Origin of the sequence: Acaryochloris sp. CCMEE 5410, assembly GCF_000238775.2 — a bacterium.
Classification (GTDB): domain Bacteria; phylum Cyanobacteriota; class Cyanobacteriia; order Thermosynechococcales; family Thermosynechococcaceae; genus Acaryochloris.
In genome coordinates, this window is record NZ_AFEJ02000004.1 from 95,226 (window position 1) to 120,247 (window position 25,022).

Here is a 25,022-nt window from a genome sequence, read left to right on the forward strand (position 1 = left end):
AGCAATACATCTAAATAAAGCATTGATGCTTCAACACTAGATATTGCTTATCGTTCTTCGGTTAAAAGGCTACATCTCAAAACAAGATTAAATTGTAAACTTGACTACATATCAGCAAGCTTCTAGCCAATACAGAAAAGAAGGCCAAGAAAAGCTAAGAAGATATGCCTCATTAAGCCCAATTACAAAGGATCTTCTTTCCAAGAAATCACCTTAGTCTGTGCCATCCATCCCAGCGGCCCAGTTCAGAATCTTTGCCCTGACCTCTATGACGTGACAACCTCTGATCGACAGTGGCCCTCGCCGACATGCCCAAGCCCGATCAATGCCTTCTCTAGTGTCTGGAACGCATCGGGAGACAGCTTTTGCTTCAGCGTGGACCAATCTGCTTTGAGCGTCTGCTCCTCAGCTAATGCGGCCAAGGGTGCAAACCCCAAAGCGTAGGCATTGAGGTCTTCATCAGCCGGGAGTTCTCCATTTCCAAAGATGTGATCGAAGTGGAAGGTGGCTTCTAGATTTGCCGTTTGTCCGGGTTCAACGACACCTTTGCGCTCGTCACCAACAAACTCACCACAAGTGTAGGCCAACTCGCGATCAATACTGAGCGTAAAATCAACGGTTTTGCCATCCTTGATTGCCTGCCCCACCAGCATCAGCACCTGCCCCGCCGCAGGCCCATCTTCAGCCGGAGTCATCTTCCAGGCTAGAGCATTGTAATGCCCTGCAGGTGCTTCTGTTTCGCTCACCGACACAGGAGCAGCGTTTTCATCTCCTGCAGCAAGATCCACTGTTTCAGCAGGCAGCGTTACTTCAGAGGTAGGCTGCAGCGGTGCTTCTGTATCGGGGTCAAAGGGGGGATTGGTTTGATAGGCTTTAATTTCAGACAAATGGGCGTAGACATGATCAAAGATGATCTGCCAACCATCCTTAGAGGTGAAGCCTTGGCGAACAAAGTCTTCACCATTGGCCGCTATCTGCAGCGTCCCGGACCCTGAAGCGGTAGCATCTGGAGAAGTGGCGGCGTCTAGAGAATGGGAATCTCCCGAGGCTTGACAGCCACCCAGCATTAGGGTGGTCGTCAGGGCAATGGTTCCCATCCGACGCAGAGAGCGGTAGAAGTGACCAACCTTATAAAACACGATGAATCTCTCCTAAATAATAGAGGTGTGCCTCAAGTAACGGACCAGCACAAGCTGACCCGCTGTGGGCGGCAGGCTTTTGTGCGATCCAGATGTCTTATTGATGTTGTAGGGGTATACGCAAAGGAGTTCGAGTTGGATCTCTTTTTGTTGGAAATTGAACCTGAGCAGGGTTGGTCAAACGATCTCAGAGACTTGGCGAGTCAGTCTTGGGTAATTGACGCGGATGGTAATTTTGAGGAGTTGGGGGCTGTGTTTACAGCTTGTTAGTGGTTGACTAATAAAAGTTCTAGGAAAAGAAAATGAGAGCTATCCCAGAAAACCTAAACTGAAAATCGCTAATTATCAGTTAAAGTGACTGGAAAATGCTTTGTGATTATGTATCTTGGGATTAATTTCAGTAGGAATTCCACTCGGCTGAAGATTATCGGTTTCTGAATGACATGCGTTCCAAGCCTCATACATCCCTTTTACCGCTACTTCTATGGGGACTTCGCTGAGAATTTCATGTTGATGAAATTTGAGGCATATTAGTAACTGATTCCGCAGTCTATTCTTCTCAGTTAATATATCTTTTTCCAGAGAATTTCTGTTTAAATGCATGATGCCCCTCACTCTCACATTTATATTTGATAGCGATAGGATACTAGAGATTTCTCTCAATTTCAGTATCCATCAATCAAAATTTCAAAGCATAAGATTCTGTACAGAATTAAAAAAGATATGGAGCAAATAAATTCACTCATTCGTGTGATAGAGCCCAACCATAGCCACTAAGCAAATAATCTCTAAAGTCACACAGTCTAAACCACTAAGTGGAGTGGGGATTAGACAATTTTTTACTCAGGAAGAGAAGGGAAGAAGCACTCCCTTTCAATCTAAGTTGTCACTATGAAGCGTCTATCACTATTACCTACAGAAATATTGTTCCTACCTTTGTGAGGGGCACCTCATCATATACATCAGAAGCTTGTTTATTAGTCGCTGCTTCTGGGTGGCAAGAATCCCAAACATCCTCCATCACTTGGATCGCAACTTCCTTTGGTAATTTCTCAAGGGTCTGACTGTGGTGAAACTTTAATGCAATCGTCAACTGTTTTTGCAATACAGAGACTTCCTTGGATAAATCGGTGGGAGAGAAAATTACTTTGTCAGACATACTGAACAACCCTGATCAACACCATAGTTTTATTTTCACCAGAGAATTATTGGTCGTTTAACAAGCCTACATTTTGCAGAGCGAAATTAGTATAATTTCACTATTTGTATTCTTTGTTATTCTGTATTTTTCGTAACATATCAACTCCCTATTAAACTCAATGCCTAGAAAGAAGAAATCAACTCCTAAACCGTTAGTTGGGGATGCGCTGATTGCCAAAGTTAGACAACTTGGACAAGCCACCCGTGGAGAGAAAGCTAAAGCCTGTGGGTACTACAAAGTTACTCTTAATGGAATTGAGCGCATTAATGTCATGGCCTTCCTAAATGCAGTATTGGCAGCAGAAGGGATGGACCTGGATGCGAAAGGCGAGAGTAACGAGAAACTAAGAGGCCGCAATCCTAGCCATCGAATCAGCGTACAAACTGACGGCAAACTACTGTTGGGGAGTGCCTACACCAAGAAAATGAACCTGCAACCAGGAGATGAGTTTGAAATCTCCTTAGGGCGAAAGCATATTCATTTGAGCAAAGTTGCTTGAGGGCACTTCGAAAAATAGAACGCCTTAATGAAAAATAGAACGCCTTAATATTGAGAATATGACCCAGCCCTGACAGGATAGTTGGCCATGCAATCCAAAGGCTTTGGCAGAATCAAACATCGCCGCGAGCAGCTAGAAGCACGCAAAGACAACTTAAGTGAGATCAATCGACTCGTAGACTGGGACATCTTCCACAACTGCCTAGAACAACTTCCGCAGCCAAAGCGAAAAAGCAAAGCAGGTCGCAAACCCATCGATAGACTGTTGCTGTTAAAGCTGTTAATCCTCCAGCAACTGTACAACCTGAGTGATGAGGAATTAGAATATCAAACCCATGACAGACTTTCCTTTCGCCGATTTCTAGGTTTGTCTGCCGATGATGAAGTCCCTGATTCAACGACCCTATGGCTGTTTCGCCAGAGCCTAAGTGACGCCGATTTAATCGAGACGCTTTTTGAGACCTTTAACGAGTATTTAGCAGGGTGTGGCTATACCGCCAAAGGAGGGCAAATCATGGATGCAACCCTGGTGCCCGTCCCCATTCAACGCAATACTCGCGAAGAGAACAAACAGATCAAACAAGGCGACATCCCTCCTGAGTGGAAAGATAAGCCTCATAAACAGTCTCATAAAGACACCGACGCTCGATGGACAAAAAAGAATGGCAAAAGCCACTTTGGCTACAAAAACCATATCAACATCGATGCTGAGTATGGGTTTATCCGCCAGCATCAGGTGACTGACGCATCCGTCCATGACTCTCAGCCATTTTGCGACCTCTTGGATGGAGAGAATGACGCCGATGAGATTTGGGCTGACAGTGCCTATCGCAGCGAAGCGTTAGAAGCTGGACTCGAAGCCATTGGCTATGTCAGCCAAATTCATGAGCGAGGATATCGCCATCATCCATTAACCGAAGAGCAGAAACAAACAAATCGGGGTAAATCGAAGGTGCGCGCTAAGGTTGAACATGTTTTTGGGGCATGGGTGATGAATTTAGGAGGCAAGCAAGTCCGTTGTATTGGCATCAAACGAGTGCGTGCTCAACTCGGTCTGAAGGATTTGGCCTATAACGTGAGACGCTACGTGTTTTGGCGCAAAAAGGAGCTGACTCTGCAGAATCAGTATGCCTAAACAGCCCCAATCAGGCAAGATAGGGAGCTGGTTTGCCCTTAAATGCAGACTTCTGCAAGTTCATTGGGCTGCTCCAAGTTTGATTGAGCTTTTGTAATGTCCTTGGAAGCATTCAATTCTATTTTTCGAAGTGCCCTTGAGTTATTAAACCTAAGACATAAAAACTCCCCTGGAAGATTCAACTTCAGGGGAGTTGTCAGATTCTTATGAAAGCCCCAGTTTAATAGTTGTCTAAGCAACGAAGGGTAAGATGTTTGGAACTTTTAGACTGCTGCTATCCTTTAAGATTTCCATTGAGATGAATAAGCTTTCGTCCTCATCCTGATAAGCCTCTATGAGTTGCTGCTCGTTTTCGCTCAGGTCAGGATCGCTGTTGAGGGCTATCTCTTGTAAGGTTTCTTCTACCAGTGCCATCTGCTGTTCAGCCTCTGCTAGAACAGCTTGAGGTCTAGACTGTAGCAAGGATTCAAAATCGGCCAAGGCATCATACTTGGTTTGAAACTCTTCTAGGGCAGCTTGGAGGTTAGTTTTCTCATCGGTAAGCATATTGATTATTATCGACTGTTCTACCTCCTTTGCTTTTAGGGTGCGCTGGTCTTCCTCTAGGTGTTGCTGTTGATCTGTGAGAGTTTGAATGGTTTGTTCGAGTTTGGTGTTGTCTTGCTGAAGCTGATGGGTTAAGGATTGATAGTTTTTGATAGCTTTAATGGCGGGTAGCAGTTTTTGCTTAAGGCCCATGTGGGCCACGTCGAGCTGATGAAATTCGTCAGAGAGTTTGATATAGGAACTGGCAAGGCTGTTATAGCGTTCGGAGGTAGATTTCATGGGAGTTTATAAAAGAGTGATTCATTCTTTTTATTATGGTGATTTTCATCATTTTTTTTGTTTTGGGGAATACGTTTGATAGCAATTAAAACCATGAATTCTCCCACAGCAAGCTCAGCAAACGGCAGACCTGGGAGAACTTGCTGGAGATTTGGGATGCAGCGTTAAGCGGGACAGTTTGAGAGATAGATTTTATAAAAGTCAAGGAAAAACCCTGTGCCGGAGCGCAAGGTATCAGATGTCAACCCCATAGGCGATGTCGCGACAACCACAAGGCGGATCAACCCCCAAATTTGAACCGTATTATTTGGCGTACACTCCCTTTGCGTTAGCTCTTTTTCAGACCTCATACGATACCTTCAGAACAAAACGACAACCAGTGATCGAAATGACAACCAGTGATCGCTCGATTATTTGGACTGGGATTTTTGAGGTGGAGACTGAGTTTGAGCCGTTCTCTGAGTCGCTGATTTGCGCCGATAACTATCGGCTTGAATTTCGATAATCAAGCCATGATGAATTAAGCGATCAATGGCAGCCACCGCCATCATCGAATCAGTGAAAATGTCATCCCATTGGCTGAAGGGTTGATTCGCTGTAATCAACAAACTTTTTCGTTCATAGCGATGCGCAATTAATTCAAACAGAACGGACGTTTCCGCTTCTGACTTTTTGCAATAGCCCAAGTCATCCAAGACCAACAGATCATAGCGGTCCAGTTTTTTGAGCATTGGATGCAGCTGCAGTTGGAGCTTAGCCTGTTGCAATTGTTGAACCAAGGCGTTGGCTGCAAAGAACTTCACTCGTTTACCGAATTCCAGCATCTTTTGGGAGACCCCGGTGGCCAAATGTGTTTTTCCGACTCCTGAGGGCCCTAGAAGGAGGCAGTTCTCGGCGCGCTCCAACCAACCCGGATCTGCGGCTAATTGCATTAAGGGAGCTGGATTGAGCTGGGGACAATGACTAAAGTCAAAGTTGGTAAAACTTTTTGCGTTTGGGAGCCTGGCTTCGGTGAGGGCACGTTTTAGACGAGCTTGTTCTCTTCTTTGGGCCTCCGTTTCGCACAAGGCCAGTAAGAATTCCGCATAGGACCAGTTTTCCTGCATAGCTTGGGATTCGATAGATTCCCAATGGGTCAACATGTGGGAGAGCCTGAGCTTTTTTAGATAGAGGCTCAGGTGCTGGTAGGGGCTCAGCGGGGACTGAGCAGGAGGGGAGGAGTTTGTCATAAAGTTCAAGTGAATGTTGTTCAATGCTGAGGTCAGGAACCTGCTTCATCTGAGGCGGCTCAAACTGTTTTTTCAGGCGATTGAGGGTAAGGCTGGATGAGCGAAGCTGCTGCTGTAAGTACACTGCTACGGCCTGTTCTTTATCTTGAACCGCAGAAATATACAGGGCTTCCACGATGATCTTGGCAGCCTGCTCCAGGTCAAATTGGGCTTTGAGCTGTTCCCAGATTTGGCGGTATTCAGGATTGGGAAGTAGGTCTGATTGCCAGGTGCAATAGATAAAAGCACGAGGTTTCAATCGCATTGAACCAATAACATGGCGATAGTTGATGCAACGGTCGCGACGTTTGCCTTTGCCACTGACACGCTTCCTCGGCAATTCCACGACTGGATGTCGCTCCAGATAGCCGACAATCCGGTCGTGGTATAGATGCAGTTCCAATTGACGACCAATCAGTCGAGAAGGGACGGTGTATAGAATGCAACGAACATCAATGGTGCTGCGTTTGCTGACTTTAGCGGTAAGCACTTCATAGTCAGGGGTTCGATATTTGGGCAGTGGTTGCAGATGGTCTTTCTCTTGCTCATACTTGGTTTGGCACTGCTGATTCAACTTGGCGACCTGTGCATCAATTAAGGCTTGATACTCAGCAACACTCGTAAAATCTGCACTGCCGCGCAGATAGATCGCCTGCTTAATTCGGTTCTTCAGATGGCCATGGGGAGACTCGATTGAGCCGTTCTCATGGGCTATACCTTTGTTGTTACGAGTGGGTTCTAGCCGATAGTGGTCACACAGTTCGTCGTACAAACGCGTGAGGTTTTTGGACCGGCGGCCGCCCATGTTGCGATAGGCTGCACTCAAACTATCGGTACGATGCTGTGTGGGAACACCTCCACAGGCGGCAAAGGCATTTTGCAATCCTTCTGAGAGGGCGACAAAGCTTTCGCCTCCTTCGATGATCTGGGCATATCGCCAGCCACTATATCCCAGACGGTAATGGTATATCAGGTGCTCAAAGGGTTTGCCGGCAATGGTAATCGTGATGCCTTTGAGTTCTGTAAAATCGGAGAACCCTTGTACCCCTGGCTCATGACGTAATTCAAACATCACTTCGGGACTTGGACCATGCAAGGCTTTCCACGTTCTCACCCGACGTTGTAGGGTCCGCAGGACTTGGGGATACTGGCCTGGATACTTATCCTGCAGGTACTCATACAGGGTCATGGGTTTGAGGCGTGGGTCTCGACGCAGCATTGGTTCTAGCTCGTCTTCCCACACATCAGCTAAGGGGTCGGGAACGGTGCGTTGGTCCTGAAGGCGGCCGCGATTAGGTTGATGGGTGCCGGCCTCAATTCGTTGTCCGGTTCTTGTAGATATTTCGGCAATGTAAGCTGCATCAGCTTGTTTCAAGCCGAGGTCTCTTCCGTTCATATAAACACGAGTATGATAGGAATCAATTCTTTTGTTAGGCACTTGTACAGCCCTCTATTGATTAGGGATGTAAAAAGTGTCTTTTTTCTTGAGATTGAATTCTAGAAACGCGATCTCACACATCATTTCTAGGGAATTGAGATCTAGTTTTATCCTTCTCAGGGGATGCCTGGTTTCTTCATAGCTATAGCCGACGTGACATCGTCATTGATCCGTCAGCTCGATTGTCGTCTAATAGCAAGGTCAAGTATCGTACCTTGATGAACTAAACCAAGGGAACGATGACTCTCAATATAAAGGAACGCTGCCAAAAAGTCTTTCAATGTATTCATGAGAAAACCCAGCAGAGTATTCGCACTATCGCCTCGGCTACAGGAATTCCAAAAAGCAGTGTCGGTCGGCACTTGCAGTCAATCAAAAGGCGCTCTCAGTATCCTGAATCCTACTTTTGGGAAACAGAAGCAGGAAGAGAATGGTTGAGTCGCTTGGTGTTTGCAGTGATTTACGAGTTTGGCATCAAGGGGGGAATTGGCTCGGACAGCCTGTCATCATTTTTCCATCGACTGCGATTAAAAGAGCAGTTTGGCTATTCTGCGAGTGCCCTACGCACCCTTGAAGTGCGCCTGAAAGAAGTGATTCTCACCTATGAACAAGTGCAAATGGAATCATGCCAGGGGTCGCAACAGATTGGGATCTGTGTTGGCGCAGATGAAACCTTCTACAACCTACCGATATTAGTTGCTATCGAGTTAGCCAGTGGATTTATCTTCAGCGAAGCAGTCTGTGAGAACCGCACCTATGCCACATGGTGGCAGCAGGTCAGCAAGTGGTTTAATCCTCAACAATGGGACTGTCGATCTTTGGTGAGTGATGAAGCCAAAGCCATAGTCAAGCTGGCCTTAACAGGATTGGGGTGTCCGAGTCTGCCTGATGTCTTCCACCTCCTGTATGCCCTGAGCAAATCCATGGGCGCTGCGATTGCCCGCCAGCGGGTGCAATTGCAAAAACAGCAGCACGCCTTACAACAGAAGCTGAAGACGACTTCAAAGACTGCGGAAGTCCCCGCAGTAGAAGCCCAAATCACAGCCTTGCAAGCTCAGCAGCAACAACTTGAAACGGAGCATCAAGATTATCAGCAAAGCTTACACCAGCTCTCCCAAGCGATTCATCCGTTTCACATCGAGACCTGCAAACCTCAGTTGGGACTAGAGTTGCCTGCGGCACTCAAAGCTCCCCTGGCAACGTTGGAGCGTCTGAGTCAAAGTCATGCTCCCCAGAAGAGTCAAGATGCCCTTGAGCGCTGGCACAAACAGATTCCAGCCCTCTCGGGGACACTCCATTCTTGGTGGCAGTGGACACTCCAATCCCTCCAAGCTCAAACTCAAGATACAGATACTCAAAATTGGGTGCTTATGGTTTTACTGCCATGGGTCTATTGGCATCAGCAAACGCAAAAGACCCGGCAACCTCAACTCAAACAGGATTATCTCCAAGCCTCTCAAAAGGCTGAGGCTGTCGTGCTAGCTCATCCGTTTACCCTATCTTTGAGCCAATCACAGCAACACACGTGGGTGGATTGGGCCATCTGGATCTGTGCTAAGTTTCAGCGCACCTCCTCGGCGGTGGAGGGCCGTAATGGCTATTTGTCCAGACTTCATCATGCCAATCGCGGGTTTACCGAACAATCCTTACAGGTGTTGAAGACTATCCATAATTTTGACCTCAAACGCGATGATGGAACCACTGCTGCACAACGCCTATTCGATCAACAATTTCCTGACTTGTTTGAGTGGGTTGTTCAGAATATGGGTGACTTGCCCAGGTCAAGACGCACATTCAAACCCAAATTGTCCAGAAAGCCCTCTATACAAATTGTCCCGGCTTAAGTTGGTACCCGGAGATTTCGCCTTGTAAACTACACTCACCTAAGATTTATTTTTTAAGGAGACAAAATTAGGGTTTGTTAGGTTAGACTCTGACTCACCTTTCCCCACTCAGGTCCTCACCATGTCTGATTGCATTCTTTGCTCAGGCGACCTTTTGCTGCACATTCATAAAAACCAATTGTATTGGTATTGTGATCGCTGCCGTGAACAGCTCCCCTTTGATCTACCCCCTCGCTATCACCATTACACCGTAAAGCATCAGAACTCTAAACGTTATCGATGTTCTCCTAAAAAGTTGCAGCGTATAAAGGCCAATCTTATTGGTAAAAGTTCACCAGCATTGAAACAGTAGCACTGAGAGCTGCGAAGCTGACCAGAAGGGGCTGGTGCTGGATCAAAGTTTGGCCTGAGATGATGCGAAAGTGGGCATCCCCGAAACGAGCAAGACGATAGCGCACCTCAGATCGGCAAGGTCGCTCTCGCAAAGCCGTGCCTTTGCTCCGCTCCCTGCCTTTATTTGGGGATGCTGCATTATCGGAGTTTTGCGGGATGGCTGCGAGTTCTGGGGATGGTATCAGGGGTTTTTTGCACATCCCCTCGGAAAGGTATATTCCAACTTCAAATCCTTTCATCTCGTTTCAGAATATATTTTTATCGTCTTGATAAAAACTCCGACACAGTACTCTCAAGGGCTTATATAACAGGCGTTTCAATGTCTCATAATTTCTTAGACCAATTGAGAAGCTAATAATGAGACATGAATTGAGACATACCCAATGTACTGTCTCGAAATCTATACTTTTTGAGATGATCTTTCAGCGCTCACACTAATTTTCCAAAAATGGCTAAAACTCTTACGATAAAAGACTCATAGCCATAGTTTACTAGGTTATACCTACACTTCAAAAGCCTGGAATATACCTTTCCGAGGGGATGTGCAAAAAACCCCAAGGAGGGGAGTAGACGGCACTTGACGCATAATTCCTTTGAGAATGTTGTTATATGACACTTGGCACATAATATCTTCAAATAGAAAAGTTATACGTCAGACTGTCGTATAACAAAAGTTAGCCTCACTCCATTCGAGAGATTCTTTCTGAAAGTGTAGCTGCGATGAATATCGCTTCATGAAGCAACCCAAGATTGGTGGGCTAACACCTGAACAACTGGAACTGATTACACTTCACCAGCATGAGTGGAAGAATTTTGTGCTTTCAACCGAGAGGATTGAACGGCGAAAAGCAACTGAAGCTATGCAATCTGCGTATAGTTTGATTGGGGAAGAGAAACCTGAATTTGTTTTTTGTGACAGTCCTGATATGGCTTTTAGGATTGTTGATACTAGCCAACCTTATCTGGGAAGGAGGATAGAAAAAAAAATTAGGAAGCCTTTGCGAGGGCAGGTAGAGAGCCAACTAAGCTGGGATTTGATTCAAGATTTGTCTTCACGCTTGCTACCTGAACGTATTGTTCTGGAGGGACAGTTAAAACGTCTTGTCGACGAGAAATTACAGTTTAGAAAGTTTATTCCAGCAACCCATTGGTTAGACATAGCGATTTTATTAGATGTCGGTGCATCGGTTTTAGATTGCAGCTTTGATCAACATAAAGGAGATGTTATTCAAGCAATACTGAAGCATTGTGGTTGGGTTTTACCTTATGAAAACATCTGCATGATCTGCGACCGACCTACAAAAATTCTTTCTGACTTGTTTGATGATGGAGAGTATTTACATGCTGAAGGCGAGCCAGCTATTCAATTTGCAGATGGGTTTTCTATATGGGTTCACCACGGAGAAGCAATAGACTAACTCACTACTGTGCAGGACATTCTACAAAGACTTCTATAGCTTTCTTTTTTCTCTCTGCTCACACCAGGGACTCGGACCGTTAGATGCTCTCAACAACAAAGTTCAGTTGTGGTAGGAAGTGCGAACAACATTGGATAATTGTCGTGGCCGGTCAAGTAGTTGACATTACACAAATGAGCGAGTCTTTGGCATAATCTTTGCAGATATTGAATTCGGATTATTGTCCGAATTGGGCAAAAATGACGCTGAAAGCCTTGCTATGACTGAATCATTGGAATTCCAGTCTTTAAAGAAGCCGAAACTCTGGGTCTGCACAAAAAAAGGGGCTAGGCCCCATGCGTTCAGACTGCTTCCAACTGATATTCTTTCCAGTACGCTATCGTCCCGTTTACAGTTTGCAATCTATACCAATTCTCAAACGACTTATTCATACCACTGTCAACTTGAGCGTAATACCCCTCAATTACTCTGTAGCATCGACCAGGGCAACCCTTGAGGGTCACCACATCTTTAGGCGCGAATGCAAAATCCTTCTTGTCGTCAGACGTTTCTGGGAAATGCTTCAGCCAAATCTCTTTAGGGATTCCAGTTCCAGCAGAACCCAAGGACTTACTTTGGAAAGTACTCATGATCTTCAGCCTCAATGCACAACGGCATTGACAGACTGCTGTCCCTGCTAGCTATGAGGTTTCCGCCTTGTCAATAGTGGCGGTTGGCAATGAGGTTTAAGTTACTCAAACGAAGTCCGCCACTTGCGAAGCTATTGACAAAGATCAGCAGTAGAATTGAGCCGCTGTGCTGAGGCCCCAGCAGATATGCATTGTGGACGTTTGCTGCCCCAGAACTAATGGGCTAGTTCATAAGGCGACTTAAAAATGTCAAATTCATGGTTGATAGACTTTTGCGGAATTTTCCGCAAAAGTCTACAGGGGTAGGCTGAATTACCATTTTTGTGGTCTTTAACTTCTATGCCCCTGATCTGACTCGCTCCAATCTTTTCCCCGGTCGGCATGGCCGCTCTCATTTGCAAGTGAGATCAGCAGACCGAATCTTGAGGCAGGCTTTTGCTCGGGTGGGATTGGAAGGGTTTAGCACCAACAGCTTCAGATAAACAATGCTGGAGTGCCGACGAAGCATATTCAGTGGATTTCGAGGCATCGGACGCTGGCGGCATTGTCGGGTTACCTTGAGGTTACCGATGAGCAGATGGAGGGGGCAATTGCAAAGTTGTTTTTTAGACTTGCTGGTCAGATTCAGTTATCCTTTGGAGTTGGTTACTTTTAAAATTTCGAGAGAAAACTGCGTAGTGTGTCAGTCTAATTGTATGACTGTTATTCCATAAGATTTATCTATCTTCTCCCAGGTGCCTATGAATAAATCAGAATTAGGATACTGGTTTTCTAAGTCAAATGTATACTGTGTTCCTAGCCCTAAATGATCGTTCTCTCTATCATTTATATATTCAGTAGTTTTAAACGACATTTCCGTATCGGAGATGCTACCTTTTACCCTTTTTTCTATATTCCTGAAAGAGATTATACCTTCTAGATTTCTAAAATTCTTTTTGTCTATCGTAAATGTAATTACAAAAGGGTATCGTGTAAACTTCCCTTGAACATATCCGTCATGTTTTTGAGTAAGTAGTTTATCAACAGCTTTTTTTCTAAAATCCTTAAGCTTATTCTCAACTATCTGATAATACTTTTTCTCTTCCTCAGATCCTTTAACTATTGCATTGGGGCTATATTTGCTACGAGGGTCACCTAATTTCTTAAATGGGTCTACTTCAATCTTGAATTCTGTATCCCAGGTGTCGGCATATCGCTTAGAAACCGATAAGCCATACATATCAATTTTCTTTCCTTCATCAGTTTTCTTCTTATACTGCGGACGACTTGCGGCTTAACATTGTAGTGGAGAGATTTGGCAGACTGGGAGTATCCCTCAACCGACTCCCCTATTTGCATGATTAAAATTGATTTCACCGCAGAGGAAATCCAACACCTCAATTACGAACGCTATCATCACCCTCACCCACGGGTACAGCGACGGATGGAAGTCCTCTACTTAAAGAGTCAAGGTCTTGCCCATGCCCAGATCTGCCAGCTTTGTCAGATTAGCCGTCCGACCTTAGCCAAAACCCTTCGTTTGTATCAACAAGGAGGAATTGAAGGACTGAAGACCCTGGAATATAAAGGTCAACCCAGTTCACTCAACGCTCATAGCGATAGTGTGAGAGCCTATTTTGAGCAACACCCGCCCCGCACCAGTGCAGAAGCCCAAGCAGTCATTGAACAATTGACAGGTATTAAGCGTTCTCCAACCCAGATCAAAGCCTTCCTCAAGCGCATCGGTTGTCGCTATCGAAAAGTGGGGTATGTGCCGGGAAAGTCGAGTCTGCCCGAGAAAATTGAGGAACAAGAGCAGTTTCGACAAACTCGCCTTGAACCCTTATTAGAGGAAGCTCAACGCCAAGAGCGTCTTGTCTTTTTGTGGATGCTGCTCATTTTGTTCACCGGGCTTATCTGGGGTTTCTCTGGTGCCTTCGTCGGATCTTCATCCCTTCTCCTTCTGGCCGTCAACGATTCAATGTTCTCGGTGCACTCAACGCTGTCACCAAAGACGTCATCAGTATCACCAACCACACCTACATCAACTCTCATAGCATGTGTCTGTTGCTAGCCAAGCTCGCACTACTCGACCCAGTCATACCCATCAGCGTCATTTTAGACAATGCCCGATATCAAAAATGCCAGCTGGTGACTGACTTTGCTGAGATCGTCGATATTGAGTTAGTCTATTTGCCCTCCTATTCACCCCATTTGAATTTAATTGAGCGGCTCTGGCGCTTTGTGCGCAAAGAATGTCTCTACTCAAAGTATTATGCTGATTTCCCCGCCTTTAAGGGAGCCATTCAACAGTGCCTCGACCAGTGCAATGGTGAGCATAAGGCGAAACTCACAAGCCTGCTATCACTCAAGTTTCAGTCCTTTAAGAAAGTTAATATCTTAGCCGTCTAGAGTATAATGAATTTAATTTTTTCTGATTGTAAATAATCTGTAAATTTGTCAGGACTTGCATCAGCATATAGATCTTCGCTTATCCTAAGATTCGCCTTGAATCTTTTTTGGAATTTAGGCTCTGTTTCAGTCCCTAGATTCTCACTCTTCTCAATCTGAAAAGACTCAATTTCAGAATAGCTCGGCAACTGAGCTTGCAGACTTTCTTGTACCTGAGCTTGAGAAGGACCATTATTTTGACTGCAACCCGAAATCAAGAAGATGGGAAGACAAGTTGCAGCTACAGAGAATGGACAATTTCTCATGCCAAAATTATTTCCATGTATAAATACAGGAAGATAGTAGACCTTCCATAAATAGCGATTTTACTTGCAATGGTGATGCTGATTTACAGAATTAATGGCAGTTTAATGTCAAGGCATTAGCTATGTTTGCCTGCATCGCTCAATCTGCCTATCCTTCAGGGTAAGCGCAAGAAAAATGAAGCTGTAATATGCTATGGAACTCCATTCTGTTAAAAGGGTTTCCCCATGGCTACAGGATTCAGCAAAACCCCTTCCTCACCAGCTTCCAATGATTCATCCTCGTCACTCCTGCCTGCTACGGATTGCGATCAGGCTTATCAACAACTATCTGAGTGTTTTGAGGAGTTGACTGATCCACGGGGAGGCCAAGGTGTCCAGCATCCGTTTGTCAGCATCGTCGTGATTGGACTATTGGCAAGTTTAGGTGGCGCACAGGGATGGGAAGACATTGAAACCTATGGTCTGAGCCATCAGGATTGGTTGTCGAGTTTTCTGAGCCTACCGTCCGGGATACCGACAGCAGACACCTATCGACGAGTGTTTGAACGCATTTGCCCCACCGCCTTTGAGCAGAGTTTCAATCACTGGTTGGATCAGGTAGTCACAACCCTCGGCGCTCAAGTGATCCCGATTGATGGCAAACAACTCAGGGGCTCCTATGACCGCAATCAAGACCAATCCGCCTTGCATCTGGTCAGTGCTTGGGCCAGTGAGTTTCGGTTATTTCTGGGACAAGTCAAAGTCGAGGACAAGAGTAATGAAATTACGGCGATCCCAGCCCTCTTAGAGCTGTTAGACATTGCTGGATGCATTATTACCATTGATGCGATGGGAACTCAGCACGAGATTGCCTGTCGCATTCAGGCCAAAGGCGCAGACTATGTGCTGGCCCTCAAAGAGAATCATCCCACGCTGTTTGAGCAGGTTGAGCAATGGTTTGAAACAGCTGAAGCGAATGAGTTTAAGGACATTGAGTACAGCTATGATGTGCGGGTGGAAGCCGGACACCATCGTCGCGAGAAACGACAAGTTTGGGCGGTGTCCCTTCAACAAATGGGTCCTCTGTACAAGCAGGCGCAGTGGAAGGGCTTGCAAAGCATCGTCAAGGTCGCTCGGACACGCCACTTGTGGAATAAAACCACCTATGAGGTGATGTTTTATATCAGCTCTCTACCGCCCATTGCTCAGCAGTTGGGCAAAGCCATCCGCCAGCATTGGTCGATTGAGAACCAACTCCACTGGGTCTTAGATGTGACCTTTGGCGAAGATGCCAGCCGCATTCGCACAGGACATGCGCCGGAAAACATGGCTATCCTGAGACGCTGGAGCATCAACCTCCTGAATCAAGAAACGTCCTTTAAGAAAAGTACCCGTCAAAAACTAAAACGGGCGAGCATGGATGAAGCGTATATGCTCAAAGTTCTAGGCGCTTCTATGCCTTTACAGTCTAGCCTTTCAGAGGCTTGATTTTCTTGCGCTTACCCTGGAGATAGCCTGAGCTGTATCCAAAATAGCAAGCTGTACTCGCAGTCGTTTGGCATGTTTGGGCTGAATGCCCACAGTCTTGCCAGTCACGAAAAACTTTTCAAGACCTTTGTGCCGAATAGACTTGATCATAGCTTTATTGTCGCATGTCGCGCAATAGGCTACAACTGGGCTAACAAAGACACGCTTCCTATCAAACTTTGAAAATGCTTCAAGCACAAAAGAACGGAGTCTGTCACTTGCGTTAAGCTAATGCACGATATCTAATCAATCCTGTTATGGATGAGCAATCCTCACTTTTCACAGATCTAGAACTCCGAGATATCCGGTTCTCTGGTTCCAGTTCACCCATTCTACAAATGAGTGATGCTGCCCTCAAAGAATGGAAAGCTCGGATCTTCAGATATCAAACCCAAGTCAATGAATCTGCTGCAACCCAGCAAGGGACACTATTTGACTTAGCCCCAACCTCAACAGATCCTGCCAGTATCGATCCCTTTAGCCTCAAGCAACAAAACACCGAATTTTGGCGAGATACCTTCGACGATGAAGGCATTGCAGCCTTATACTTTGTCATTGATCAAGAATTGCCATTGCTGTTATACGTGGGTGAAACCTCAAAATCCAACCAGCGATGGAAAGGCGTTCATGATTGTAAAGACTACCTGCATAATTACGTTGCAGCTCACCGAATCCACAAATTACCCGTGCGAGTCACTATTAGTTTCTGGAGAGAAGCACCTGCAGACTATCATCTCCGACAACAGCTAGAGCAAGCCCTCATCCAAAAATGGAAACCCCCTTTCAACAGAGAATCACGGAAGCATTGGGGGGCACCATTCAGAGATTTAAAGCCTGACTGAGCTTCGATTCAAACTGGCCTTAAACTTTGTGCAAGGTTGAAACCTGCTTTCTTCCCTTGGAGTGGGCCACTCCCTCGATCTTGCTCTAGGTGGAAAAATACATGGATCACCAAGTTGGTGGATGATTGTTAGATTCTCGATGGAAACTATGATGCTGTGAGATATTCATGAATATGGATGGGGAAACAAAGTACCTAGTTGTTTTTGCGATCGCAGATGGATTCCTTTGAAAATTCCAAGAGAAATTGAATTGAATGTCCATCCCTAAAATCATTGGCATCGCTGGCGGTAGTGGCGCAGGCAAAACCACCTTGGCCCAAGCTTTAGTGGTTCGTCTGTCCGGTCAAGCTTTACTCATCAGCCATGATCACTATTATCGATACATGCCCTGTGGCAACTATGACTTACCAGAAGCACTGGAGACTGATCTGATGATCGCTCATCTGGAACGGCTGCGGTCTGGTCGATCAGTTGAACTGCCTATTTACGACATGATCGCTAATTCCCGGAAAGCAGAGACTATCCAGGTGCATCCCCATCTATTTATCATCGTCGAGGGGATTTTCGTTCTGACTCTACCTGAAATTCTGGAGTGCTTGGACTTCAAAATTTACGTCGAGACTTCAGATAAACTGCGGATGAATCGGAGGATTGTCAGAGATGGCAAGGAGAAGCTGAGATCAGAGTCCAGTGTGATCCAGGAATGGCAGGTTAATGTCATTCCTACTCATAAAGAGCTGGTTGCGCCTGGTGTAGCAGTGGCAGATCTCGTGGTGTCAGGTGAGGGAGATGTGGAGGAAACTGTAGAGAAGATATTAGCGAGATTCTCAGATTCAGGGTCGGTTTAACTCCCATATCAATTTTCACATAAGGGCACTCCATCACTGGGCTCATTCGTTGCAGCTCCCACCCTCAATCGATGCCCATCAGGATCTTCAATATTCATTTCTCGCATTCCCCAAGAGAAATTAGTAGGTGCTTGCCGAATCTTGGCTCCTTTCGCTTTGAACTCAGTGAACAACGCATCAACATCAGCCACGAATATTGATATCCATGTTCCAGGCTGCCCTTGTGCCCCCTGACATAAAAAGATGCAAACGTCATCTCTGGAAACAGATGCAAAAGTCGGTGGATCGCCCCAGTCCCAATCTTTTTTAAAACCAAGAACATTGACATAGTAATCAATACTCGTAGGGATACTACTGACATTGAGTATGGGGGAAAGGCCCAAAAATTGGTTCTGAGCCATATTTTCTTTAGGGATATCTGTCATACGTGCTAAATATTAGTAGTACATACATATTATTATAGTGTTTGTTCGATCAGTTCACCCTATCGATTGGGCAGGTTCTCTATGTCTGCCCCTAGTAGCAGAACCCATATCAGCGGGTTTCCCGTCCCCAGCCGATGACCATTTGCAGAATCCTCTGAACTTGGATGAGATTTTGGGGTATTGTGGAAGAACCCCCGATGGGAACGACACTTGCGCAGATCAGACAACAGCTCAATCAGTTCACCAATTCAAACCAGTTTCTATCGGCAGAACAAGTCCAAAAAACGCTTAATTATATTTTCTCACTTGTTCCTTAATCTTATGCCGGGAAGGGAGTAAACGATAACCAGTCAAATTCTCGTCTTCTCAAGTAAGGTATAGAATTTGGGAAAATTCACAGATGGCAAGAGGTTTGATTAAATTGCAGTCGTTAAAGGTGTGGTTCTAAAATTTCTGCAGCCCAAACCTTGTCGAAGGGATGGCCTGCAAGTCGATAGGCTTCGCGAACGGAGTCGGCATCGGGAGCTTCTAACTCACAGATAGTGCGTTTGCGATCGCGGGACACAAATGAACGCAGCCACTTGACGCGGCGACTGGTATAACAATCGGGGTTGGGATCTTCAAGGGCAGCCTGTATCACGGTTTCTGATAAGGGTGGATCATAGGTTGCTTCCACTAGAATACGGGCCATTGGATATGCTCCTTCACATTGTTGTTAATATTAGACTCTCTTGCAATTGCGTTAATTTCTGGACAACCCAAGCGCTTAAGGATTGTTCATCTAAGGTGGTCTGAATTTGTATTTGGGCTTGCGGATAATCTATCAACTCACCCGCCCTTACTTGCGATTGAAGTAATGCATACTTAGCCAAGGCAACATCATTGGGATTGCCCACAACCTCAGCAGCAGCTAGAGCTTTTGTAGCCTGAACGATGGCTGACTGTGGTTGATTATGCTGAAGCGCAACTCTCGCTAAATGACTGAGAACAAAGGCTAATTTACGCTGGGAATCGAGATTAATCAAGGCTTGAATCGCTACTGTAACCTGATTCTCAAAATCCCCATCTGTCAGAGCGTAGTGGGATAGAGCTAGCAACGCTTGACCAAAAGCAGACTCACTTCCCCCCACCAACTTATCGGCAAGGGGTAGCAAGCTGTGACAATGGTCCATCGCCAGATCCCACTGGTCTTGCTCCACCGCCAGCATCGCCAGTTCCACTAACACCTGACAGGATTGAGAATGTTCTTGCTTCGTTTGGCTAATTTCTAGGGCGGTGTAGAGGGACGTTTCTGCCTGTTGAATTTGCCCGCGATAGCGATAAACCGTGCCTAATCCTAAGTACACATCTGAGAGCTGAATACCCGTCCGATGAGCTAAGGTTTGAGCTTCCACCAGCATCGCTTCAGCTCGATCCATATCGCGGGTCAAAATCGCCAAGCATCCCCCACTATAGGCTAGAAGCTGGGCACTAGCACTGGGGTGAACCTCTTTGGCTCGCTCCGCTGCGGCCAGGGATTGCTGGTGGACTTCTTCCAACTGGTCGTGATCATATTGGAGGATTAGCAAGGCTTCTTGTCCGATAACTTCTACAGCATGTAGATCGAGTGCTTGGGCTTCTCGAATCCCAACTTTGATCTGATGTTCAACATCACTGAAGTCATCGGGGCTAACCCCTGCGAGCACTCTAACTTTGAGGAGAGGGAGTTGCTGGGCAACACGAGACTGTAACTCTAGCTGGGCACAATGAGCTAATCCTTGTTGGGCCAATTCTGCTGCCTCTCCAAAAGCAAAGAGGGTTAAGCTATGTTGAGCAGCCATGAGCGCGGCTTTGGTAACAAGAGCATCATGATTCGCAAGAACAGCATGATGCACTACCTCCACCATTTTGGCTGTATGGTTTTCGTAGAACTTCTCCAGATACTCGGCAATTTGGCGGTGCATGAGTCGTTGCCGGGGGGCTGATAAACCTTGATAGATTGCTTGTCGCATCAAATCATGGACAAACTCGTAACGCTCTGCCTGGTGACTGGGGTGCAAAATATTGGCCGTTTCCAGATTTTCTAAGTCCGTGAGCAGTTGATTGAGGGAGCTATCGGCAATCTCTAACAGAAGCATTGGATCGAAGCTATGGCCTAATGCTGCTGCCCACGGCAGCAGTTTCTGGGCAGTTTTGGGCAGACCTTGCAGACGCTCCTGAACCAAGCTAGATAGATTTCTGGAATCTCCAACATCCTGAAATGGGGTTTGAGCAACCGCTATCGCCAGCAAGGGATTCCCCCCACTATCAGCATAGACCTGGCTTGCCCGAGCAGCTGGGGTGGAATCAGAAGTATTGTAGGTGATTAATTCCAGAATATCGGTCGCGGTTAGGGGAGATAAGGGTAGGTCCAGTAGTCTATCCTCTCGCTGAAGTGTTTGGTGTAGGGTTGCGATCGCTGAATGCCCCAACAAGTTCTGCCTACGAGCACTACAGGCAAATTGAACAGAGGTACCTCTAAGGATTCTTAGACCATAGTGGAGAAGAGCGATTGAGGCTTCATCTAGCCAGTGAATGTCATCAAAAATAATCATGAGGGGCGGTTGTTGCTCAGCCATTCGAGCTATCAATGTAATGACAGCATCAAACAAGCGACCACGATCTTGGACAGTTATCTCTGTTTGGCTCCATTCAGGCAATAGAACGCCTATTTCTTCGGGTAGGTCTGCTGAAGCCAATTTGACAGAACGAAGTGCATCAATCCAAGCCCCATAGGGACGCAATGTTTCCGCAGCAAACCCTTGTCCCCATAGGAAGGTGCCTCCCTGTGCTTCAACAATTCCAGCAAACTCTTCTAGCAGACGAGTTTTACCAATTCCAGGCTCCCCCTCCAGAAGCAACAAGTTGGAGGAAGTGGTTGATAGCCATGTTTGCATCACCTGCCATTCCCGACTACGTCCCACGAATGGCGTCTGAGGGGATAGCTTCCTTGGCTGTCGGGCAACCTGACCCGCGATTAGTGTACTGGTGGTATGAGTTGGTGGGGTAATTGTGAGATCTTGTTCTGCAATCAGTTTTTGGTATAACGTCTGCATCTCAGTATTCGGATCAATGCCCAATTCTTCTCGGAGTTGGGTCATGCATTGGTGATAGCTTTGCAAAGCACTGGTGCGATCGCCTTGTTGCAGATACAACTGCATTAAGGTCAAATAACCTGACTCACTCAACGGTTCAAACTGGAGGAGTTGTTGACAATATGAGATAGCGTCGCGAACCTCCCCCAACGTTACAAGACATTGGATCAGCTCGGTTAGCCCCTGAACCATGAGTTGATATAGACGATCCCGTTCAGGCCCAATCCAATCGTCATAGCAAGTCGGTAGCAGCTCGCCTTGATAGAGTTCTAGAGCATGTTTAAGGGGTTCGATCTGATTTTGGGGATTTGCTTCGTACTGGGTAACTTGGGCCAGTGCTATTTCAAATTCAGCTACATCTAGCCAGCAGGGTAACTGAGGCTGCCATTGAATCGTCCGTGCCGTCACTTTCAAAAACTGATCGGCTGCGGGCAGCACCTGACGCAATCGATATAGCTCCCGTCGTAAATTGGTTTTGGCATCTGTTTCTGTAAGGTTCGGCCAAAACAAATCTGCTACCAATGAACGGGGTTGAGGTGTTTTCGCTTTAAGGACGAGGTAAGCAACTAAGGATTGATACCGATCTGTCTGCAAATTGGCAACAGACACCCCCTCATAGGTAATCCGCAGATGACCCAATAGATGGATACAAAGCTGTCCAGAAGATAGCTGACCCGATTCCATACTTCTACAACATCAGAGCAGAAAGACATCTATCACCACAACATTGGTGGGTTTAAATCCCTACTGGCAGCATAGTTGAGTCCCTTTTTACTTGGGCAAACAATGCACATACTTTAACCTTCCAATTGAGCCGGAAACGGCAAGTGGACGATTGCAGGACGTTTAGGCGACGCCCCTCCCATTAATTTGAAAACAAGGTCGAAACCACCCCTAATCTTTTTTCAATTCACCCATCTTGAAGGGACGTCTTATGAATACCTTGCTCCATAGTCCTGACCCTTATTTATCCATTCTGAAAGATGCAGCCAAAGTTAGCTGGCAGGTAGAAGATGTGTTGGGGGCAGGACAGTCTCTAGACTTCACACAGCCCTTTCTACCGGAGTCGTTAACACGGACCCAGATGCTCACTTGCCTTAGTCCTGCGGAACAACTCAAGTTGAACCAGATTCGTGGGAACAGCTATCTTCACCTATTTGGCCTGGTGGAAGAGTTCATCCTGCCGCTGGTGATGGATTACGTCAAAACTATTGGCTGCCAGGACATCGAGGCCACACAAGCCTATCTTGGCTTTGCAGAGCAGGAGAGTAAGCATATCCATCTGTTCCGGCAGTTTGCGGAGGCTTTTGCAAGCGGCTTTGGTAGTCCCTGCGACTGTATCGGTCCTGCGAAGGCAGTTGCTGACTTTGTACTTCGGCACAGTCCCCTTGGTGTTGCTTTAGTGACACTCCACATCGAATGGATGACTCAACACCACTTCTTGGAATGTGTCCAAGATCGTCAAGGAACAATTGACCCTCTATTCTTCAAGCTGCTGAAATACCACTGGCAGGAAGAAGCCCAACATGCTCGATTAGATGCCCTCATGGTGCAGTCGATGGCTCAAGCTTTGGATACAACTGCGATTGCCACAGGCATTGATGACTATCTCACCATCATTCAGTACCTCCAGGCTGGATTAGTTAACCAAGTGCAGCTTGATCTCACCAGCCTGGAGTATGCGATCCATCGGCAGCTGACGACAACTGAGCGGGAGCATATCAAAACCGCACAAGCAACTTCCTATCACCAAACTTTTCTCCTTTCCGGCATGACCCATCCCCGTTTTGTTCAGACTGTGCAACAGATCAGTCCGACCCGGTATGGCCGGATTGCCGAGCTGACGCAGATGTTCTCCTGAAGGTTCGGTTCAAACGCCTTAACCCCTGACTCAATTCCCCGTTCATTCAATTAATAAGGAGTTTATTGATGAATACTCAACAGCTACAAACCTTAAATGGCTACGACCCCAATGAATTGAAAGGAATTGCAGATGCGGTCGCCTCTGATCCTAAGCAAGCCAATATCACCTTCCAAGTCTCAACTGCTTGGGTGGATGGTCCCCGCTCCATCTCGCGCGTCAAGTCCTACGAATGGGGCAACGAAACCTATGACCGCGACTTCACTCTAGTGATTGATGAACCAGAAGAGGTGGGGGGGACCAATCTTGGTCCCAATCCCCAAGAAGTTCTACTCTCAGCCATCAATTCCTGCCTCTTAGCCACGTTCACTGAACTTTGCACCGTGGAAGGCATTCAGCTAGAGAAAGTTGAGATTGTCAGTAGAGGCCATTTAGATTTGCGGGGTTTCTTTGGTTTAGATGCCAGTATCAGTCCTGGTTATCAATCTCTAGACTGGACGTTAATCGTTAAGGGAGATGCCTCTGCTGAACAATTCCAACAGATTTATGAAGCAACTATTACCGCATCCCCCAATCTTTGGAATATGGCTCATCCTGTCACCTTGGTGCCTCAACTTCAGATCGAAGCATAGCGCTAGAACTTAGCCTCAAGCGTACTGGACAAGAATGCAAGTATTGATGGCCAGCCTTGAGCCACCTCCCGCATTCTTGTCCAAACCTATTATTCTCAACTGTTTGACCCATGCTAAGAGAGACAACTTGATGCTGTGACAACAGGAGACTTTATAAGTTTATAATCGCTCACTAGCAAGTCTCGTCACGAAAAATAACCACTCAACCCCCATTGGATGACTATTTCTTTGAGGGATGCTTGCCAAAATCTTTGAGCCTGCCCCTACATGCTGATATACTCCCTGCATGTTTGATTCTACCTGTAAGTTCCTTGCAGAGAGCTTTTCCAGTGATTATGCCTCTTGGCTTCTCGGTGAATCTATTCTTCTGACTGAACTCAGCCCCTCAGAACTATCATTAGAGCCGATCCGTGCCGATGCATTGATATTGCTAACTTCTGAGGAATATACTTTGCATGTGGAGTTTCAGACTGAGCCGGATCCGAATATGCCTTACAGGATGGCGGATTATCGTCTGCGAGTCTATCGTCGCTTTCCCCACAAACAGATGAAGCAAGTGGTGGTCTATTTGACACCCTCAAACTCAGATTATGTTTACCAGACAGCCTTTGAGATTCCTGGGATGCGTCATGAATTTGATGTCATTCGTCTTTGGGAACAACCCACACAACTTTTCCTTGAATCAACGGGTTTACTGCCATTGGCGGTTTTAACCAATACTCCTGATCAAGCCCAAACCTTGCGCCAGGTGGCTGAGCGAATCGATGCTGTTCCAGAACTGCGAGTACAAAGTAATGTCGCAGCCTCAACTGGGATTCTGGCTGGGTTAACATTGGAGAAGGATTTCATCAATCAGGTTCTGCGGAAAGAGATTATGCAGCAGTCAGTTATCTATCAAGAGTGGAAAGAAGAATTCCTACAAGAAGGTGAACAGACGGGCATCCTCAAAGGCAAGCTTGAAGGTGAACAATCTCTCATTCTTCGCCAACTCACTCGGCGCATTGGTGACGTTTCCCCAGAGTTGCGATCGCAGATACAATCTCTCTCCCTCGATCAGATTGAAGCCCTCGGTGAAGCCTTGCTCGACTTTACAGAATCCTCTGATCTGGTGGACTGGCTGCAGGAAAACCACACCGATTAACAGGTATTCCGCTCACTCAGATACACAGGTGGCACATCGGTAATTTGAGCCAAACGCAACATATTTTTGACCACTGAGTATGAATTCTATGATCACTTCAAATGATCCAGGGGGTTTATTCCAGATTTTTGTAAAACAATTGTGTTCAAGCGCTGTGCTGACTGTTCAAC

General features: G+C 46.3%; 23 protein-coding genes and 4 pseudogenes. 14 read left to right on the top strand and 13 right to left on the bottom strand.

Annotated elements, in window-relative coordinates; genetic code table 11:
• Window positions 1-266: 266 nt before the first annotated feature.
• Window positions 267-1,097 (bottom strand): hypothetical protein, encoded by an 831-nt coding sequence (locus ON05_RS32695; RefSeq protein ID WP_039780955.1) that lies wholly within the window; start codon window positions 1,095-1,097, stop codon window positions 267-269.
• A gap of 69 nt (window positions 1,098-1,166) precedes the next feature.
• Here ON05_RS32695 and ON05_RS32700 point away from each other — a divergent pair, with 69 nt between their 5' ends.
• On the top strand, window positions 1,167-1,409 hold the full coding sequence (locus ON05_RS32700) for a hypothetical protein (protein WP_139025915.1): 243 nt from the start codon (window positions 1,167-1,169) through the stop codon (window positions 1,407-1,409).
• Window positions 1,410-2,052: 643 nt separating this feature from the next.
• On the opposite strand, the gene ON05_RS32705 is transcribed toward ON05_RS32700, so the two are convergent.
• Window positions 2,053-2,298, bottom strand: coding sequence for a hypothetical protein (locus ON05_RS32705; RefSeq protein ID WP_010476151.1), 246 nt, complete (start codon window positions 2,296-2,298; stop codon window positions 2,053-2,055).
• Window positions 2,299-2,458: 160 nt separating this feature from the next.
• Here ON05_RS32705 and ON05_RS32710 point away from each other — a divergent pair, with 160 nt between their 5' ends.
• Window positions 2,459-2,839: an AbrB family transcriptional regulator gene (locus tag ON05_RS32710; protein ID WP_010476153.1), complete on the top strand. Its 381-nt coding sequence runs from the start codon at window positions 2,459-2,461 to the stop codon at window positions 2,837-2,839.
• Between the two features lie 87 nt (window positions 2,840-2,926).
• A complete protein-coding gene (locus ON05_RS32715; protein WP_010476155.1) occupies window positions 2,927-3,973 on the top strand; it encodes an IS5 family transposase in 1,047 nt (348 codons plus the stop codon).
• 231 nt (window positions 3,974-4,204) lie between these two features.
• Here ON05_RS32715 and ON05_RS32720 read toward each other — a convergent pair whose 3' ends face one another.
• The 3 genes and pseudogenes from ON05_RS32720 to istA all read right to left on the bottom strand — a co-directional run.
• Window positions 4,205-4,798: a hypothetical protein gene (locus tag ON05_RS32720; protein ID WP_010476156.1), complete on the bottom strand. Its 594-nt coding sequence runs from the start codon at window positions 4,796-4,798 to the stop codon at window positions 4,205-4,207.
• Between the two features lie 410 nt (window positions 4,799-5,208).
• A complete protein-coding gene (gene istB, locus ON05_RS32725) occupies window positions 5,209-6,027 on the bottom strand; it encodes an IS21-like element ISAcma26 family helper ATPase IstB (protein ID WP_085945208.1) in 819 nt (272 codons plus the stop codon).
• 382 nt (window positions 6,028-6,409) lie between these two features.
• Window positions 6,410-7,462, bottom strand: a pseudogene (istA, locus tag ON05_RS32730) (IS21-like element ISAcma26 family transposase); the annotation flags it as partial.
• 281 nt (window positions 7,463-7,743) lie between these two features.
• On the opposite strand from istA, the gene ON05_RS32735 reads away from it, so the two are divergent.
• A complete protein-coding gene (locus ON05_RS32735; RefSeq protein WP_010476159.1) occupies window positions 7,744-9,348 on the top strand; it encodes a DUF6399 domain-containing protein in 1,605 nt (534 codons plus the stop codon).
• A 317-nt stretch (window positions 9,349-9,665) separates the two neighbouring features.
• Here the strand turns inward: ON05_RS32735 and ON05_RS32740 are convergent, their stop codons facing one another.
• The gene (locus ON05_RS32740; protein ID WP_010476160.1) at window positions 9,666-9,941 is read right to left on the bottom strand and encodes a hypothetical protein; all 276 of its coding nucleotides are present in this window, start codon (window positions 9,939-9,941) and stop codon (window positions 9,666-9,668) included.
• Window positions 9,942-10,475: 534 nt separating this feature from the next.
• On the opposite strand from ON05_RS32740, the gene ON05_RS32745 reads away from it, so the two are divergent.
• On the top strand, window positions 10,476-11,159 hold the full coding sequence (locus ON05_RS32745; RefSeq protein WP_010476161.1) for a DUF6745 domain-containing protein: 684 nt from the start codon (window positions 10,476-10,478) through the stop codon (window positions 11,157-11,159).
• Between the two features lie 341 nt (window positions 11,160-11,500).
• On the opposite strand, the gene ON05_RS32750 is transcribed toward ON05_RS32745, so the two are convergent.
• Complete coding sequence (locus ON05_RS32750) at window positions 11,501-11,788, bottom strand: hypothetical protein (protein ID WP_029315356.1); 288 nt, start codon at window positions 11,786-11,788, stop codon at window positions 11,501-11,503.
• Between the two features lie 682 nt (window positions 11,789-12,470).
• The gene (locus ON05_RS32755) at window positions 12,471-13,007 is read right to left on the bottom strand and encodes a hypothetical protein (protein WP_010476163.1); all 537 of its coding nucleotides are present in this window, start codon (window positions 13,005-13,007) and stop codon (window positions 12,471-12,473) included.
• Window positions 13,008-13,082: 75 nt separating this feature from the next.
• Here ON05_RS32755 and ON05_RS32760 point away from each other — a divergent pair.
• A pseudogene (locus ON05_RS32760) lies at window positions 13,083-14,179 on the top strand (IS630 family transposase).
• Here ON05_RS32760 and ON05_RS32765 read toward each other — a convergent pair.
• Complete coding sequence (locus ON05_RS32765) at window positions 14,176-14,484, bottom strand: hypothetical protein (RefSeq protein WP_010480020.1); 309 nt, start codon at window positions 14,482-14,484, stop codon at window positions 14,176-14,178. The pseudogene ON05_RS32760 and the gene ON05_RS32765 sit on opposite strands and share 4 nt — an antisense overlap.
• Before the next feature lie 225 nt (window positions 14,485-14,709).
• Between ON05_RS32765 and ON05_RS32770 the strand changes: the two genes are divergently transcribed.
• Window positions 14,710-15,951 (top strand): ISAs1 family transposase, encoded by a 1,242-nt coding sequence (locus ON05_RS32770; protein ID WP_010480023.1) that lies wholly within the window; start codon window positions 14,710-14,712, stop codon window positions 15,949-15,951.
• On the opposite strand, the gene ON05_RS32775 is transcribed toward ON05_RS32770, so the two are convergent.
• Window positions 15,940-16,101: a type II toxin-antitoxin system RelE/ParE family toxin gene (locus ON05_RS32775; protein WP_085945251.1), complete on the bottom strand. Its 162-nt coding sequence runs from the start codon at window positions 16,099-16,101 to the stop codon at window positions 15,940-15,942. The genes ON05_RS32770 and ON05_RS32775 overlap by 12 nt on opposite strands.
• 146 nt (window positions 16,102-16,247) lie before the next feature.
• On the opposite strand from ON05_RS32775, the gene ON05_RS32780 reads away from it, so the two are divergent.
• A complete protein-coding gene (locus ON05_RS32780) occupies window positions 16,248-16,832 on the top strand; it encodes a GIY-YIG nuclease family protein (RefSeq protein ID WP_010480026.1) in 585 nt (194 codons plus the stop codon).
• A gap of 254 nt (window positions 16,833-17,086) precedes the next feature.
• Window positions 17,087-17,680, top strand: coding sequence for a uridine kinase (locus tag ON05_RS32785; RefSeq protein WP_010480027.1), 594 nt, complete (start codon window positions 17,087-17,089; stop codon window positions 17,678-17,680).
• 8 nt (window positions 17,681-17,688) lie between these two features.
• Here ON05_RS32785 and ON05_RS32790 read toward each other — a convergent pair whose 3' ends face one another.
• A complete protein-coding gene (locus ON05_RS32790) occupies window positions 17,689-18,105 on the bottom strand; it encodes a bleomycin resistance family protein (RefSeq protein WP_010480028.1) in 417 nt (138 codons plus the stop codon).
• 194 nt (window positions 18,106-18,299) lie between these two features.
• Between ON05_RS32790 and ON05_RS32795 the strand changes: the two are divergent.
• Window positions 18,300-18,422: pseudogene (locus tag ON05_RS32795) on the top strand (IS630 family transposase); the annotation flags it as partial.
• Window positions 18,423-18,535: 113 nt separating this feature from the next.
• Here the strand turns inward: ON05_RS32795 and ON05_RS32800 are convergent.
• Together ON05_RS32800 and ON05_RS32805 are read right to left on the bottom strand one after the other, a co-directional pair.
• On the bottom strand, window positions 18,536-18,796 hold the full coding sequence (locus ON05_RS32800) for a nickel-binding protein (RefSeq protein WP_010480030.1): 261 nt from the start codon (window positions 18,794-18,796) through the stop codon (window positions 18,536-18,538).
• Between the two features lie 13 nt (window positions 18,797-18,809).
• The gene (locus ON05_RS32805) at window positions 18,810-21,902 is read right to left on the bottom strand and encodes a BTAD domain-containing putative transcriptional regulator (RefSeq protein WP_010480031.1); all 3,093 of its coding nucleotides are present in this window, start codon (window positions 21,900-21,902) and stop codon (window positions 18,810-18,812) included.
• A gap of 250 nt (window positions 21,903-22,152) precedes the next feature.
• Here ON05_RS32805 and ON05_RS32810 point away from each other — a divergent pair, with 250 nt between their 5' ends.
• From ON05_RS32810 to ON05_RS32820, 4 genes and pseudogenes are all read left to right on the top strand, one after another.
• A complete protein-coding gene (locus ON05_RS32810) occupies window positions 22,153-23,079 on the top strand; it encodes a hypothetical protein (protein WP_010480032.1) in 927 nt (308 codons plus the stop codon).
• 68 nt (window positions 23,080-23,147) lie between these two features.
• A pseudogene (locus tag ON05_RS32815) lies at window positions 23,148-23,657 on the top strand (OsmC family protein); the annotation flags it as partial.
• Complete coding sequence (locus tag ON05_RS38860; RefSeq protein WP_396150701.1) at window positions 23,626-23,724, top strand: SPW repeat protein; 99 nt, start codon at window positions 23,626-23,628, stop codon at window positions 23,722-23,724. The pseudogene ON05_RS32815 and the gene ON05_RS38860, both read left to right, overlap by 32 nt.
• Before the next feature lie 273 nt (window positions 23,725-23,997).
• Window positions 23,998-24,852, top strand: a complete 855-nt coding sequence (locus tag ON05_RS32820; protein ID WP_010480034.1) for an Rpn family recombination-promoting nuclease/putative transposase — start codon at window positions 23,998-24,000, stop codon at window positions 24,850-24,852.
• The last annotated feature ends 170 nt before the right edge of the window (window positions 24,853-25,022 follow it).